The following is a 14848-nucleotide window of genomic DNA, read 5'->3' on the forward strand; positions in this document are numbered from 1 at the left end:
CGTGACAAGACGGACCTCATCGGGCCCGCCATTCCTTTCACTTTTGAAGATTTGGTACGCACCGTAGATGAAAACGCATGAAATAAACAAAATTCGCCCCTTCAGCGCGCTGATAGATGCCTGCTGGCGGGAACCTTATAGCCTGGCGCGGTTGCTGAAAGACGCCATCGCCGGGGTGACGGTCGGTATTATCGCCATTCCGCTGGCGATGGCGCTGGCGATCGCCAGCGGCGTGCCGCCGCAGTACGGCCTGTATACCGCCGCCATCGCCGGCATCGTCATCGCCGTCAGCGGCGGTTCGCGCTACAGCGTCTCCGGCCCCACCGCCGCCTTCGTGGTGATCCTCTATCCGGTCTCGCAGCAGTTTGGCCTGGCCGGCTTGCTGGTCGCCACGCTGATCTCCGGGGTATTTCTGCTGCTGATGGGGCTGGCGCGCTTTGGCCGGCTGATCGAATACATTCCGCTGCCGGTGACGCTGGGCTTTACCTCCGGCATTGCCATCACCATCGCCACCATGCAGATCAAGGACTTTTTCGGCCTGCAGCTGGCGCACACGCCGGAAAATTACGTTGGCAAGCTGTACGCCCTGCTGCAGGCGCTGCCAACGCTGGATCTCGGCGATACCCTGATCGGCGCCGTGACGCTGCTGATCCTGATCTTCTGGCCCAAGCTCGGCCTGCGGGTGCCCGGCCACCTGCCGGCGCTGCTGGCGGGCACCGCGCTGATGGGGCTGCTGACGCTGTTTGACCACCCGGTGGCGACCATCGGTTCCCGCTTCAGCTACCTGCTGGCCGATGGCAGCAGCGGCCAGGGCATTCCGCCGATCCTGCCGCAGCTGCTGCTGCCCTGGGATCTGCCGGGCGGCGGCGGGCAGCCGTTCACCCTGAGCTGGCAAACCATTTCCGCCCTGTTGCCGGCGGCATTTTCGATGGCAATGCTCGGCGCGATCGAGTCGCTGCTGTGCGCAGTGGTGCTCGACGGCATGACCGGTAAGAAGCATAACTCGAACAGCGAATTGATCGGCCAAGGCGCGGGCAACATCATCGCGCCGTTCTTCGGCGGCATCACCGCGACCGCCGCAATTGCCCGTTCAGCGGCCAACGTGCGCGCCGGTGCCACCTCACCGGTATCCGCCATCATCCACGCGCTGCTGGTGCTGTTGGCGCTGCTGGTGCTGGCGCCGTGGCTCTCTTATCTGCCGCTGGCGGCGATGGCGGCGCTGCTGTTGATGGTCGCCTGGAACATGAGTGAGGCCCACAAGGTGGTTTACCTGCTGCGCCGGGCGCCGAAGGACGACATTCTGGTGCTGCTGCTGTGCATGTCGCTGACGGTGCTGTTCGACATGGTGATCGCCATTACCGTGGGCATCGTGCTGGCTTCGCTGCTGTTTATGCGCCGCATCGCCCGCATGACGCGGTTGAGCGAGCTGAGTGCCGGCGACGGCCGCCTGGTGCTGCGGGTGAACGGCCCGCTGTTCTTCGCCGCCGCCGAGCGCATCTTTACCGAACTGCTGGCGCGCAGCGAAGGTTACCGCACGATCGTGCTGCAATGGGATGCGGTGCCGGTGCTCGATGCCGGCGGTCTGAGCGCCCTGCGTCGCTTTATCGACGTGCTGCCGGCGGACAAGAAACTGGTGATCACCGACGTGCCGTTCCAGCCGCTGAAAACCCTGGCGCGTGCGCGGGTGCAGCCGATCGAGGGCCGCTTGCAGTTCTACCCGACACTGCCGGAAGCGCTGGCGGCCACCGGCGCCTAAACGTAAAAAAGCCCGACGAGTCGGGCTTTTTTTATGGCGACGAGCGCTTAGTTGCTGGTATCCAACTCCGGGAAGCTCTTCACCAGGTCGTCGATGGCTTTCATCTGCGCCAAGAACGGCTCCAGCTTGTCCAACGGCAGCGCGGAAGGACCGTCGCACTTGGCGTTGTTCGGATCCGGGTGCGCTTCGAGGAACAGGCCGGCCAGGCCAACCGCCATGCCGGCGCGCGCCAACTCGGCCACCTGAGCGCGGCGGCCGCCGGACGCGGCGCCGAACGGATCGCGGGTCTGCAGCGCGTGGGTCACGTCGAAGATCACCGGATGGCCGCCGGTCACGTTCTTCATCACGTTGATGCCCAGCATGTCGACCACCAGGTTGTCATAACCAAAGTTGCTGCCGCGATCGCACAGGATCACCTGGTCGTTGCCGCCTTCTTTGAATTTGTCGACGATGTTGCCCATCTGCCCCGGGCTGACGAACTGTGGCTTCTTGACGTTGATCACCGCGCCGGTTTTCGCCATCGCTTCCACCAGATCGGTCTGACGCGCCAGGAAGGCCGGCAGTTGGATCACGTCAACCACTTCAGAAACCGGCTGCGCCTGCGCCACTTCATGCACGTCGGTGATGATTTTCACGCCGAAGGTTTTCTTCAGCTCTTCGAAGATCTTCATCCCTTCTTCCAGGCCCGGACCGCGGTACGAGTGGATGGAAGAACGGTTGGCTTTGTCGAAAGAGGCTTTGAATACGTAAGGAATGCCCAGTTTTTGCGTCACGGTGACGTAGTGCTCGCAGATGCTCATCGCCAGATCGCGCGATTCCAGCACGTTCATACCGCCAAACAGCACAAACGGCAGGTCGTTTGCTACGTCGATGTCGCCAATGCTAACCACTTTCTGTTTCATGCTTTCGCCTTTGTTAAGGTTGTAACCGTCGCCTTGCAAACTGCACGGAGTCATTGAATTAATGCAGCGTCACCTGTTTCGGCTCAATCGAGTGGATCTGTACTTTGATCACTTCGCTGACCGGGTCTTCAGGACACTGCTCGACAAAATAGTTGAGATCGGAAATCGCGATGTGGTTGCACTCCAGCTGGGCATAAATCAGCCCGCGGTCGCGGATCTCGTAAGGATCTTCCGGATCGAAGCACAGCACCGTTTCGCTGGTGCGCAGCGCCATTTCCAGCTGCTTTTCTTCCATCAGGGCGGCCTTCAGCGTATCCAACATCTTGCGCACCACCATGATGTTCTCCGACTCGTCGAGGTCGTCGTCTTCCAGTTCGGCGCCCAGCCCCAGGTTGCCCTTGATCCACACTTCCAGCTGGTGCTCGCTCAGGGTTTCGCCGTTCAGCGGGTTGATCAGCCACAGCTCTTCGTCCAGCCAATCGGCGCGCAGGATCAGCTGAGTGGGGAAAATCACCGGCAACAGAGGCAGATCCAGCGCGTTGGCGATGTGCAGGAAAATGGTGCCTAGCGAGACCGGCGTGCCCTGCCGCCCTTCCAGCACCTTGTCCAGCCAGATGGCGTCCGACAGGCGGTAAACGCCGCTGGCGCCGCCGAACCCCCAGGTTTTGTAGAACAGTTCGATGAGCGCATCCAGTTGCTGCTCCTGAGTGATATCGACCGGCACCGCCGCACGCGCTTCATCCACCAGCTGTTGCAGCTTGCGCTCCACGTCGGCAGCGGGAAAATCGCGCCGCACCGACTGCGACACCAGGATCACCCCTTCGCTCAGCGGCGAGGTGTTAAATTCAAAATCAGCAATGCTACTCATAGGTATCCCATCAGAAACGGTATTTTCGTCGTGGCAAGTTTAATTATCAGATACAGACAGCCCAACGCCAGCATGAACGCCACGGTTCGCAGCCGCTGACTTTTGGTCTTCTTGCCCAATGCGACGTAGCCAAGCAGGATATAGATAATAACGCCAAACAGCTTCTCGGTCAGCCATGAGTCCATACCCAGCAGCGGATAAAACCCGAACGTCACCACCAACGCGATGCCGCTGACGAACAGCAGCGTGTCATTCAGGTGCGGCGCTACCTTGACCCAGCGGCGGCCCATGATCGGCGAGCGGCGCCACTGCCAAAAGAAACGCAGCACAAACAAGGTAATACTGATGGCGACCGTCAGCAAATGGAAATGTTTCAACGCGGTGTATGCAGTCATGATGCTCCCTTAAATGGCCCGGGCGTCGTTATTATGAGTGGCGCTTATCCCGGCCATTGGCCGAGCGTCACGCGGTCGTTGTCGCCGTAATCACGGTGGGTGGCGACAGCGGAAAATCCGGCGGCCTGCAGCAGCGCGCGCACGCTCTCGCCCTGCTGCCAACCATGTTCCAACAGCAGCCAGCCCTGCGACTGCAAATAATGCGGCGCCTGGCGCACGATGGCGGCCAGATCCGCCAGCCCGTGCTCGGCGGCAACCAGCGCGCTACCGGGTTCAAAGCGCACGTCGCCCTGCGACAAATGCGGATCGGCGGCGTCGATATAGGGCGGATTGCTGGCGATCAGCGCGAAGCGTTGCCCCGCCACCGGCGCAAACCAGCTGCCCTGTAGAAATCGGACGTTGTCGATCTTCAGCTTGTGCGCATTGTGCTGCGCCAGCGCAACCGCCTCCGGCTGCACATCGATGCCGATAGCCGAACAATCCGGGCGCTCACTGGCCAGCGCCAGCGCGATGGCGCCGGTGCCGGTGCCAAGATCGAGGAAATGGCAGGGTTGCGGCGGCAGGCGCGCCAGCGCCAGTTCCACCAGGCATTCGGTATCAGGGCGTGGGATCAGCGTCGCCGGCGAGACCGACAGCGGCAGCGACCAAAACTCGCGCTCGCCCACCAGATAGGCCACCGGCTCACCGCGTTCGCGGCGCGCCAGCAGCGTCTCCAGCTGCTGTTGCTGCGGCGGCGTCAGCAGGGTTTCCCCGAACGCCATCAGGAAGGTTCTGGCCTTGCCGGTCACGAAACCCAACAGGATTTCCGCGTCGCGCCGGGCGCTGTCGCTGTGGGTCAAACGCGCGGCGGCGGCTTTCAGCCAGTATTGATAATCCATCACTCTTGCTCGGCGGACAGCGCAGCCAGCTGATCGGCCTGATACTCCTGCACGATCGGCTGGATCAGCATGTCCAGTTTGCCTTCCATCACTTCGTCCAGACGGTAGAGCGTCAGGTTGATGCGGTGGTCGGTTACCCGCCCCTGCGGGAAGTTGTAGGTGCGGTTGCGGTCGGAACGATCGCCGCTGCCCAGCAGGTTGCGGCGAGTGGACGCCTCGGCCTGCTGGCGCTTGGCCATCTCGGCGGCGCGAATGCGCGCGCCCAGCACCGACATCGCCTTGGCTTTATTTTTGTGCTGCGAACGTTCGTCCTGGCACTCCACCACGATGCCGGTCGGCAGGTGGGTGATGCGGATCGCCGAGTCGGTGGTGTTAACGTGCTGGCCGCCGGCGCCGGAGGAGCGGAAGGTGTCGATTTTCAGATCGCCCGGGTTGATGTCCGGCAGCTCGGCTTCCGGCACTTCCGGCATCACCGCCACGGTACAGGCGGAGGTGTGGATGCGCCCCTGGGATTCGGTTTCCGGCACGCGCTGCACGCGGTGCCCGCCGGATTCAAACTTCAGCTGACCGTACACGCCATCGCCGGAAACTTTGGCAATCACTTCTTTGAAACCGCCGTGTTCGCCTTCGTTGGCGCTCATCACCTCGACACGCCAGCGGCGGCTTTCCGCATAGCGGCTGTACATGCGGAACAGATCGCCGGCAAAGATCGCCGCCTCATCGCCGCCGGTGCCGGCGCGCACTTCGAGGAAGCAGCTGCGCTCATCGTCCGGATCTTTCGGCAGCAGCAACACCTGCAGCTGCTGCTCCAGCGCTTCGCTGGTCGCCCGCGCCTGTTTCAGCTCTTCCTGCGCCATCTCGCGCATTTCCGGATCGTCCAGCATCATTTTCGCCGTCTCCAGATCCTCCTGCACCTGACGCCATTCCAGGAAGCAGCGGCTGACGTCGGTCAGCTGCGCGTATTCTCGCGACAGCGCGCGGAACCGGTCTTGCTCGGCGATGACGCCGGCATCGCCGAGCAGCGCCTGCACTTCTTCATGGCGCTCTTGTAACGCTTCCAGTTTGGCAACAATAGAAGGCTTCATGCGTGGTAATAAACCCTGTTAATAGAGAAAACTAATGCTGATCCAGCCCGAGGCTGTCGCGTAATAACTGCAACCGCTCCACGTCGCCGTCGCCGGCGGCCTGCTGGAGGGATTTGGTAGGGGCATGAATAAGACGGTTGGTCAGTTTATGGGCCAGCTCGTGAATAACCTGCTCCACGTTGGCGCCCTGCGCGATGGCGGCCAGCGCTTTGGCCTCCATTTCCGCGCGAATTTGGTCAGCCTGCGAACGGTAGTCGCGGATGGTTTCCACCGCGCCCTGCGAACGCAGCCAGGCCATGAAGTTGATGCTTTCCTGCTGCACGATCGACTCCGCCTGCACCGCCGCCGCTTTGCGCTGCGCCAGGTTGCTTTGAATGATGGCGTGCAGATCGTCCACGCTGTACAGATAGGCGTTGGCCAGTTTGCCGACTTCCGGCTCGATATCGCGCGGTACGGCGATATCCACCAGCAGCATCGGCTGGTTGCGGCGCGCCTTCAGCGCGCGCTCCACCATCCCCTTACCGATGATCGGCAGCGGGCTGGCGGTGGAGCTGATGATGATGTCGGCGTCCGCCAGGCGTTCGTCGATCTCCGGCAGGGTGATCACTTCTGCGCCCACCTCGTCCGCCAGCAGCTGCGCGCGCTCGCGGGTGCGGTTGGCGATGATCATGTGCCGCACTTTGTGTTCGCGCAGGTGGCGCGCCACCAGCTCGATGGTTTCACCGGCGCCCACCAGCAAGACGTTGAGATCGGCCAGCGATTCGAAGATCTGCCGCGCTAGGGTACAGGCAGCAAACGCTACGGAGACCGCGCTGGCGCCGATTTCGGTTTCGGTGCGCACGCGCTTGGCGACGGAGAAGGATTTCTGGAACAGACGCTCCAGCTCGCCGGACAGCGACTGGCCGCGTTGCGACTCGGCGAAGGCCTTTTTCACCTGGCCGAGGATCTGCGGTTCGCCCAATACCAGTGAGTCCAACCCGCTGGCCACCCGCATCAGATGGCTGACCGCGTCGTTGCCCTGATGCCAGTACAGGCTTTTCTTCACCTCTTCCGGGCGCAGGTTGTGATATGCGCACAGCCAGGCGACCAGCTGCTCGTGCATGTGTTCCTGTTGCTCTACGCTGAGGTACAGCTCGGTGCGGTTGCAGGTGGACAACACGACACCGCCCTGCACCAACGGTTGTTGGAGCAAGCTGGTCAGCGCCTCATCGATGGACTCAGGCGAGAAGGTCACCCTTTCACGCAGAGAAACCGGAGCGGTTTTGTGATTTATACCTAACGCCAGCAGGGTCATTGCTTCGAGTAATACTTATCTTGGTACGGGTTCTCGTTGAACGGCATTCTACTTGATGCGCGGGATCAATAAAAGTAACAACCGCATCTTCCGTTCAATCGCTGTCATAGATGACATCAATTAATGAATAAGCAATAAATACAGCGGGATAAATAGTCATAGGCTAGGTTGATTGCTTAAATTTTAGCGCAGTTTGCGATAACGCGCACGCTATTCGGCGTACGCAACGGCGGCGTTTGCGCAACTCCGGCACCGCTTATCGGGCGCGCCTCCCCGCCTTTAGGCGATTGTGTTACGCTTAATGGCGACCCCGACGCGCGTACCGGGTTGGCATTGCGCCGGCAAAAGCGGAAAGATTCAACGCGATGCAGCAAAAAATTGACGCGCCGCCGCCGCCCCGTTAGCGTGAGCGCTGAATCCGGGTTTCGTCGCGCATGCCCGCAAGGACAAAAGGACAAGAGAAAGTTATGCCAATACGCAAAGTTAGTTTGCTCCGTCTGATCCCGCTGGCCAGCCTGGTGCTGGCCGCCTGTACCACCACCAAGCCGACCGGCCCGGCCACCAGCCCGACTTCACCGCAGTGGCGCGCCCATGAGCAGGCAGTGCAACAGCTCAGCACCTATCAGACCCGCGGCTCCTTCGCCTACTTGTCTGATCAGAAAAAAGTCTACGCCCGCTTCTTCTGGCAGCAGTTCTCGCCGGAGCGCTACCGCCTGCTGCTGACCAACCCGCTGGGCAGCACGGAAATGGATCTCAACGTGCAGAAAAACGTGGTGCAGCTGACCGACAACCAGGGCAAACGCTACGTCAGCGACAACCCGGAAGAGATGATCCGCAAGCTGACCGGCATGGCGATCCCGCTGAACAACCTGCGCCAGTGGATGCTCGGCCTGCCGGGCGAAGCCAGCGATTTTGCGCTGGATGACCAATATCGCCTGAGCAAGCTGACCTACCAGCAAGGCGGCCAGACCTGGAAAGTGGATTACCAGGGCTACAGCAACGAGGTGCAGCCGACGCTGCCGAACCGCCTGGAGCTGCAGCAGGGCGACCAGCGCATCAAGCTGAAGATGGATAACTGGGCGCTCAAATGATCCGCCAGTGGCCCTCCCCCGCGAAACTCAACCTGTTTTTGTACATCACCGGCCGCCGTGAAGACGGCTATCACCTGCTGCAGACGCTGTTCCAGTTTTTGGACTACGGCGATACCCTGACCATCGACCCTCGCCAGGACGACCGCATTCATCTGCTGACGCCGGTCGACGGCGTTCCAGACGAGCAGAACCTGATCGTGCGCGCCGCCCGCCTGCTGCAGCGCTATTGCGATGAACGCGGCCTGCAAACCGCGCCGCGCGGCGCCGACATCAGCATCGACAAGCGCCTGCCGATGGGCGGCGGTTTGGGCGGCGGTTCCTCCAACGCCGCCACCGTGCTGGTGGCGCTGAACGAACTGTGGCGCTGCGGTCTTGGCGACGACCAACTGGCAGCGCTGGGGCTCAGCCTCGGCGCCGACGTGCCGGTGTTCGTGCGCGGCCACGCCGCCTTCGCCGAAGGCATCGGCGAGCGCCTGCAGCCGGCCGAGCCGCAGGAAAAATGGTATCTGGTGGCGCATCCTGGCGTCGGCATCCCGACGCCGGTTATCTTCGGCGACCCCGAATTAAAAAGAAACACCCCGGTTCGCTCCTTAAGTGAGCTGTTGCAGGCGCCGTACGCAAATGATTGCGAACCGATCGCAAGAAAACGTTTTCGCGAGGTTGAACAGCTTCTTTCATGGCTGTTAGAATACGCCCCGTCACGCCTGACTGGCACAGGTGCTTGTGTGTTTGCTGAATTCGACACAGAAATCGCCGCCCGTCAGGTGTTAAATCAAGCCCCGGAGTGGTTGTGTGGTTTTGTAGCGCGCGGCGTTAACGTCTCCCCACTACATCGCATTCGTTCCGGGCGGTTTGAGTCGTAGCTCAACGTTTCGCTGCGCAGGGTCATGCACACCTGGCCCTGTTATCCCTGCGCTGCCTGCGGTCTCAATTTTAGTTTTACATACCCGTATGTATATTGCGCCGGCGTCGCCAACTGCCCCTTGGCGATGTCGTATGACAATATCTTCTCTGGACGCAAGCCTGAGGTTCTTCTCGTGCCTGATATGAAGCTTTTTGCTGGTAACGCCACCCCGGAACTAGCACAACGTATTGCCAACCGTTTGTACACCAGCCTTGGTGACGCCGCTGTAGGTCGTTTTAGCGACGGCGAAGTGAGCGTGCAAATCAACGAAAATGTACGCGGCGGTGATATTTTCATCATCCAGTCCACCTGTGCCCCGACCAACGACAACCTGATGGAACTGGTTGTGATGGTCGACGCCCTGCGTCGCGCCTCCGCAGGTCGTATTACCGCCGTTATCCCTTACTTCGGCTATGCCCGCCAGGATCGCCGCGTGCGTTCCGCGCGTGTACCCATCACCGCCAAGGTGGTTGCCGATTTCCTCTCCAGCGTAGGGGTTGACCGCGTTCTGACGGTGGATCTGCATGCTGAGCAGATTCAAGGCTTCTTCGACGTACCGGTAGACAACGTGTTCGGCAGCCCGATCCTGCTGGAAGACATGCTGCAGCAGAACCTGGAAAACCCGATCGTGGTTTCCCCGGACATCGGCGGCGTAGTGCGTGCTCGCGCCATCGCCAAACTGCTGAACGACACCGACATGGCCATCATCGACAAACGCCGCCCGCGCGCGAACGTTTCTCAGGTGATGCACATCATCGGTGACGTGGCAGGCCGCGACTGCGTGCTGGTCGACGACATGATCGACACCGGCGGTACCTTGTGTAAAGCGGCTGAAGCGTTGAAAGAACGCGGTGCCAAGCGCGTATTCGCCTACGCGACGCACCCGATCTTCTCCGGCAACGCCGTGGACAACATCAAGAACTCGGTGATTGATGAAGTGATCGTCTGCGACACCATTCCGCTGTCGCCGGAAATCAAGGCACTGAAAAACGTTCGCACTCTGACCCTGTCCGGCATGCTGGCTGAAGCCATCCGCCGCATCAGCAACGAAGAGTCGATCTCTGCGATGTTCGAGCATTGATTCGTCGTCTTTCCGGTGCGGTGCCCACCGTGCCGGAAAGATAGCGAGCCCGACAGCAGAAAAAGAAAAACCCGTTGGTGCGTGAGCAACAACGGGTTTTCTACTCGTAGTCCAACATGACCTCAGACCTTAATGCACGGCAGATATTCCCTTGCCCTGCTCTTGCTTCCCTTCTGATTTTTTAATCAATGCGACGAACGATGTTGGTCGTTACGGCACCGTTTATCAAAGTGTTTTACCCACCAGTAGCGATCCGCCACCTGCTCGCGGCCGCCTATACGCGCGCCCACCAGCCATAACAGCGCGCCGACGAAGATACTCATGATGGCGCCGTGGGCGAAAAATTGCGGTAAATTGAACTGGGAAACTTCAGCAATAATGGAGTATCCAACGCCGCCGATCATCACGACCAGCCCCAGCCCCATAAAAAAGTTGCCCATTCTGTCCGCGCTTCTACGTTTCATATGCCACCTCCATGATTGCCATGTGCCAACCGGGATAACGCTGCAACTTGTTAACCCACTTTGATAAGTTAAGTATAGTCCTTGTTATGGCAAGGGGATTGCGGAGGCGATCACAAATGGTAAAGAATTATTGACACTTCTTAACACGCCACTGAAAATTAGCAGACAAATTGAATGATTCAGCTAATGAATCATTCGTCTTTCTTACCAACGCCGAAGGCAGAGATCGGATTTTGTCATTCACCGCCCCGACAGGTAGACTAAGGCCCTTTCCATTACCCTGATCATAGTGAATCTCCCAGTGAGCAGTATTAAATTGATAGTCGGCCTGGCCAACCCGGGCGCGGAATACGCCCAGACACGCCACAACGCCGGCGCCTGGTACGTCGATCTGCTGGCACAGCGCCACAATCAGCAGTTGAAAGAAGAGAGCAAGTTCTTCGGCTACACCGCCCGTTTGAATCTGGCGGGCAACGACGTGCGCCTGCTGGTGCCGACCACCTTCATGAACCTGAGCGGCAAAGCGGTGCTGGCGATGGCCAATTTCTACCGCATCGAACCCAACGAGATCCTGGTGGCGCACGACGAGCTGGATCTGCCGCCCGGCGTGGCAAAAATCAAGCTCGGCGGCGGCAACGGCGGCCACAACGGCCTGAAAGACATCCAAAACAAGTTCGGCAATAACCCGAACTTCTACCGCCTGCGCATCGGCATCGGCCATCCGGGCGACAAGAACAAGGTGGTGGGCTTCGTGCTCGGCAAGCCGCCGGCCAGCGAGCAGAAGATGATTGACGAAGCGATCGACGAGTCGCTGCGCTGCACCGAGATGCTGATGAAGGACGGGCTGGAAAAAACCGTTCAGCGCCTGCACAGCTTCAAGGCGCAGGCCTGAACCTTACCGCAGCGGGCGCCCTGCCCGCTGCCGGCTTTTAGCCGCGCGGGTTGAAGGTCTCCTCGCTCACGCGGCGGTCATCGGCGGCGAACCCCTCTTCCGCCACGTAATACTGCGGATCGTCCAGTTCATGGCTGCAAAACGGCCCGGCGCGCTTGAGCAGGCGCACGCAGTCACCGCTCAGGTGGCGCAGACGAATGCTTTTCCCCGCCGCCAGATAACGCGCCGTCAGCTTATCGATCGCTTCTACGCCGCTGGAATCCATCACCCGGGTGCCGGCAAAGTCCAGCACCACGTTCTGCGGATCGCCTTGCGGCTCGAACAGCTCGGCAAAAGCCGCGGCCGAGCCGAAGAACAGCGGACCATCGAGCCGATACACCGCCACGTCGCCCGTCACCTGCCGCTGGCGCACGCGGATGCGTGCCTGCTGCCAGGCGAACACCAGCGCCGAGATAATCACCCCGCTGATCACCGCCACCGCCAGATCGGTAAAGATGGTGATCAACGTGACGGCGATCATCACCAGCGCGTCCGCCTTCGGCATACGACGCAAACGGCGCAGCGAACTCCACTCGAAAGTGTTGTAACACACCACCAGCATCACCCCGGCCAGCGCCGCCACTGGCAGCAGGCCGATATAGCGCGACAGGCTAACCACAAATAAAATCAGCAGGATAGCGCCCACCGTGCCGGAGATGCGCCCGCGCCCGCCCGAGGTGAAGTTGATGATCGACTGGCCGATCATCGCACAACCGGCGAAGCAGCCGAACAGGCCGCACACCGCGTTACCGGCGCCCTGCGCGATACTCTCGCGGTTGCCGTTCCCCTTCTTGCCGCCCATTTCATCCAGCACCGTCATGGTCAGCAGCGATTCAATCAAACCGACCAGGGCAATCACTACCGCATAGGGTAGCACCACCCGCACCATCTCCAGGGTAAACGGCACCGTCGGCAGGCTGAAGTGCGGCAGCGCGCCGGAAATGTCCGCCAGATCGCCCACCCGCAGCGTATGCAGATTGAGGCCGATCGCCAACGCCGAGACCACCAGCAGCGCCGCCAGCGAAGACGGAATGGCTTTGGTCAGGCGCGGGAACAGCACCACCACCGCAATCGCCAGCGCCACCAGGCCGTACATCAGCGGCCCCTGCCCGGCGATCATCTTCAGCTGCGCCAGCATGATGACGATCGCCAGGCCATTGACGAAGCCGTGGATCGCCGGCAGCGGCACCAGGCGAATGAACTTGCCCAGCCGGAAGGCGCCGATCAGGATTTGAATCCCCCCGGCAAACAGCGTGGCCCACAGCACGTAACCCATGCCGTACTGCGCCGCCAGACTCATCAGCACCACCACAATGGAACCTGCGGCGCCGGAAACCATGCCCGGCTTGCCGCCGAACAGCGCCGTGACCAGGCCGATAATAAACGCGGTATGTAAACCGACGATCGGCGAAAGACCGGCGACCAGCGAAAAGCCGACCGCCTCGGGGATCATCGAAACCGCCACCACAAAGCCCGCCAGGACTTCATTTTTAACGTCCGCGATCCTGACGTTACTCAGGTTAAACATGCATTATTCACTTATGACAGATGACATCATCTCCCCGCGTAGCGGGTATGGGGTACCGCAAGGCGCGGCAGACTGCAGGCGGGCACAGCTCAGGGTGGCGTAGGCAAGAAATACATCCGGCGCGTTTCCTGTCGGTTAATCGGAACGGCCAGTATGGTTAAATGTGATCCAAATCTCAATCAAAAACCGGTCGCCCGCGCTGCATTCGCCCCGGCCAAGCAAGTCTGATCGAGATAAACGCCCATTACGTGTATAATAGCGGCATTATTTTGCCCTTTATGCAGTTGGTTAAATCTAACCGACTGATAGTTAAGATATTTAAGGTGATTACAACATGGGATTCAAATGCGGTATCGTCGGCCTGCCTAACGTAGGCAAATCCACCCTGTTCAACGCGTTGACCAAAGCGGGCATTGAAGCAGCCAACTTCCCGTTCTGCACCATTGAACCGAACACCGGTGTGGTGCCGATGCCCGATCCGCGTCTGGATAAGCTGGCCGAGATCGTCAAGCCGCAGCGCATTCTGCCGACCACCATGGAATTCGTCGACATCGCCGGCCTGGTGAAAGGCGCGTCCAAAGGTGAAGGCCTGGGCAACCAGTTCCTGACCAACATCCGCGAAACCGAAGCCATCGGCCACGTGGTGCGCTGCTTCGAGAACGACAACATCATTCACGTCAACAACAAGGTCGATCCCGCCGAAGACATCGACGTGATCAACACCGAACTGGCGCTGTCTGACCTGGACACCTGCGAGCGCGCCATCCACCGCGTGCAGAAGAAAGCCAAAGGCGGCGACAAAGACGCCAAAGCCGAGCTGGCGGCGCTGGAGAAATGCCTGCCGCACCTGGAAAACGCCGGCATGCTGCGCGCGCTGGATCTGAGCGACGAAGACAAAGCGGCGATCAAATACCTGAGCTTCCTGACCCTGAAGCCAACCATGTACATCGCCAACGTCAACGAAGACGGCTTCGAGAACAACCCGTACCTGGACACCGTGCGTAAAATCGCCGACGCCGAAGGCTCCGTGGTGGTTGCCGTGTGCGCCGCCGTGGAATCCGACATCGCCGAGCTGGAAGACGAAGATCGCGACGAGTTCATGGCCGAACTGGGCCTGGAAGAGCCGGGCCTGAACCGCGTGATCCGCGCCGGTTACGAGCTGCTGAACCTGCAAACCTACTTCACCGCCGGCGTGAAAGAAGTGCGCGCCTGGACCATCCCGGTCGGCGCCACCGCCCCGCAGGCGGCCGGCAAGATCCACACCGACTTCGAGAAAGGCTTTATCCGCGCGCAAACCATCGCCTTTGACGACTTCATCACCTACAAGGGTGAGCAAGGCGCCAAAGAAGCCGGCAAAATGCGCTCAGAAGGTAAAGACTACATCGTCAAAGACGGCGACGTAATGAACTTCCTGTTCAACGTCTAACCCTACCCCGCAGCGTATCTCTGGCTGCTGGAAACGGAAAAATCCACGCTTCGGCGTGGATTTTTTTTGTCTCGCGATTCCGCGTGTTAGCGCTCTGGATAAGAATCTAATGTCAAAGGCACAACGTGACCTGCTCCCCGTTGATTAATACACACCGATGTTAGTAATGTCTTCATAAGCCACATGAGGACATCCCCATGAAGAAGCGTTTTTCCGACGAACAGATCATCAGTATCCTCCGCGAG

14 protein-coding genes are annotated in these 14848 nt (G+C 60.2%); 6 read left to right on the forward strand and 8 right to left on the reverse strand.

Annotated elements, in window-relative coordinates:
* Positions 1 to 67: 67 nt before the first annotated feature.
* Positions 68 to 1756 carry a C4-dicarboxylic acid transporter DauA gene (dauA, locus tag ACJ8IL_RS08170; RefSeq protein ID WP_197815021.1) on the forward strand — a complete coding sequence of 563 codons (1689 nt, stop codon included), beginning with the start codon at positions 68 to 70 and terminating at the stop codon, positions 1754 to 1756.
* Between the two features lie 47 nt (positions 1757 to 1803).
* Here the strand turns inward: dauA and kdsA are convergent, their stop codons facing one another.
* Genes kdsA through hemA form a run of 6 tightly spaced genes read right to left on the reverse strand, consistent with a single transcriptional unit; the run spans position 1804 to position 7178 of the window.
* A complete protein-coding gene (kdsA, locus tag ACJ8IL_RS08175) occupies positions 1804 to 2658 on the reverse strand; it encodes a 3-deoxy-8-phosphooctulonate synthase (RefSeq protein WP_025302497.1) in 855 nt (284 codons plus the stop codon).
* Positions 2659 to 2716: 58 nt separating this feature from the next.
* Positions 2717 to 3526 carry an invasion regulator SirB1 gene (sirB1, locus tag ACJ8IL_RS08180; RefSeq protein WP_016928096.1) on the reverse strand — a complete coding sequence of 270 codons (810 nt, stop codon included), beginning with the start codon at positions 3524 to 3526 and terminating at the stop codon, positions 2717 to 2719.
* Complete coding sequence (locus tag ACJ8IL_RS08185) at positions 3523 to 3924, reverse strand: SirB2 family protein (RefSeq protein ID WP_169541429.1); 402 nt, start codon at positions 3922 to 3924, stop codon at positions 3523 to 3525. The genes sirB1 and ACJ8IL_RS08185 overlap by 4 nt, the downstream gene beginning before the upstream one ends.
* 41 nt (positions 3925 to 3965) lie before the next feature.
* Complete coding sequence (gene prmC / locus ACJ8IL_RS08190; protein WP_127146177.1) at positions 3966 to 4799, reverse strand: peptide chain release factor N(5)-glutamine methyltransferase; 834 nt, start codon at positions 4797 to 4799, stop codon at positions 3966 to 3968.
* Positions 4799 to 5884, reverse strand: a complete 1086-nt coding sequence (gene prfA, locus ACJ8IL_RS08195; RefSeq protein WP_442516479.1) for a peptide chain release factor 1 — start codon at positions 5882 to 5884, stop codon at positions 4799 to 4801. Before prfA ends, prmC begins: the two co-directional genes overlap by 1 nt.
* 31 nt (positions 5885 to 5915) lie before the next feature.
* Entirely contained in the window at positions 5916 to 7178 is a 1263-nt protein-coding gene (gene hemA, locus ACJ8IL_RS08200; protein WP_025302494.1) for a glutamyl-tRNA reductase, read from the reverse strand.
* 467 nt (positions 7179 to 7645) lie between these two features.
* On the opposite strand from hemA, the gene lolB reads away from it, so the two are divergent.
* The 3 genes from lolB (at position 7646) to prs (ending at position 10254) form a co-directional block, all read left to right on the forward strand.
* Positions 7646 to 8269, forward strand: coding sequence for a lipoprotein insertase outer membrane protein LolB (gene lolB, locus ACJ8IL_RS08205; RefSeq protein WP_197835525.1), 624 nt, complete (start codon positions 7646 to 7648; stop codon positions 8267 to 8269).
* Complete coding sequence (gene ispE / locus ACJ8IL_RS08210; protein WP_049207164.1) at positions 8266 to 9132, forward strand: 4-(cytidine 5'-diphospho)-2-C-methyl-D-erythritol kinase; 867 nt, start codon at positions 8266 to 8268, stop codon at positions 9130 to 9132. The genes lolB and ispE overlap by 4 nt, the downstream gene beginning before the upstream one ends.
* Positions 9133 to 9306: 174 nt before the next feature.
* Positions 9307 to 10254 (forward strand): ribose-phosphate diphosphokinase, encoded by a 948-nt coding sequence (gene prs / locus ACJ8IL_RS08215; RefSeq protein WP_004941061.1) that lies wholly within the window; start codon positions 9307 to 9309, stop codon positions 10252 to 10254.
* Positions 10255 to 10439: 185 nt separating this feature from the next.
* Here the strand turns inward: prs and ychH are convergent, their stop codons facing one another.
* Positions 10440 to 10718: a stress-induced protein YchH gene (ychH, locus tag ACJ8IL_RS08220; protein ID WP_025302491.1), complete on the reverse strand. Its 279-nt coding sequence runs from the start codon at positions 10716 to 10718 to the stop codon at positions 10440 to 10442.
* 301 nt (positions 10719 to 11019) lie between these two features.
* Here ychH and pth point away from each other — a divergent pair, with 301 nt between their 5' ends.
* Positions 11020 to 11610 carry an aminoacyl-tRNA hydrolase gene (pth, locus tag ACJ8IL_RS08225; RefSeq protein WP_004941053.1) on the forward strand — a complete coding sequence of 197 codons (591 nt, stop codon included), beginning with the start codon at positions 11020 to 11022 and terminating at the stop codon, positions 11608 to 11610.
* Between the two features lie 37 nt (positions 11611 to 11647).
* Here pth and ACJ8IL_RS08230 read toward each other — a convergent pair whose 3' ends face one another.
* Positions 11648 to 13177 (reverse strand): SulP family inorganic anion transporter, encoded by a 1530-nt coding sequence (locus tag ACJ8IL_RS08230; protein ID WP_197835523.1) that lies wholly within the window; start codon positions 13175 to 13177, stop codon positions 11648 to 11650.
* A gap of 334 nt (positions 13178 to 13511) precedes the next feature.
* Between ACJ8IL_RS08230 and ychF the strand changes: the two genes are divergently transcribed.
* A complete protein-coding gene (gene ychF, locus ACJ8IL_RS08235) occupies positions 13512 to 14603 on the forward strand; it encodes a redox-regulated ATPase YchF (protein WP_049211448.1) in 1092 nt (363 codons plus the stop codon).
* Positions 14604 to 14848: the final 245 nt, after the last annotated feature.

The organism is Serratia sp. CY47444 (assembly GCF_052168635.1).
Taxonomy (GTDB): domain Bacteria; phylum Pseudomonadota; class Gammaproteobacteria; order Enterobacterales; family Enterobacteriaceae; genus Serratia; species Serratia bockelmannii.

Excerpts from the sequence above, each read along its gene's own strand:
- dauA (WP_197815021.1), top strand. The coding sequence starts at position 68 with ATGAAAACGCATGAAATAAACAAAATTCGCCCCTTCAGCGCGCTGATA.
- kdsA (WP_025302497.1), bottom strand. The coding sequence starts at position 2,658 with ATGAAACAGAAAGTGGTTAGCATTGGCGACATCGACGTAGCAAACGAC.
- sirB1 (WP_016928096.1), bottom strand. The coding sequence starts at position 3,526 with ATGAGTAGCATTGCTGATTTTGAATTTAACACCTCGCCGCTGAGCGAA.
- prmC (WP_127146177.1), bottom strand. The coding sequence starts at position 4,799 with ATGGATTATCAATACTGGCTGAAAGCCGCCGCCGCGCGTTTGACCCAC.
- prfA (WP_442516479.1), bottom strand. The coding sequence starts at position 5,884 with ATGAAGCCTTCTATTGTTGCCAAACTGGAAGCGTTACAAGAGCGCCAT.
- hemA (WP_025302494.1), bottom strand. The coding sequence starts at position 7,178 with ATGACCCTGCTGGCGTTAGGTATAAATCACAAAACCGCTCCGGTTTCT.
- lolB (WP_197835525.1), top strand. The coding sequence starts at position 7,646 with ATGCCAATACGCAAAGTTAGTTTGCTCCGTCTGATCCCGCTGGCCAGC.
- ispE (WP_049207164.1), top strand. The coding sequence starts at position 8,266 with ATGATCCGCCAGTGGCCCTCCCCCGCGAAACTCAACCTGTTTTTGTAC.
- ychH (WP_025302491.1), bottom strand. The coding sequence starts at position 10,718 with ATGAAACGTAGAAGCGCGGACAGAATGGGCAACTTTTTTATGGGGCTG.
- ACJ8IL_RS08230 (WP_197835523.1), bottom strand. The coding sequence starts at position 13,177 with ATGTTTAACCTGAGTAACGTCAGGATCGCGGACGTTAAAAATGAAGTC.
- ychF (WP_049211448.1), top strand. The coding sequence starts at position 13,512 with ATGGGATTCAAATGCGGTATCGTCGGCCTGCCTAACGTAGGCAAATCC.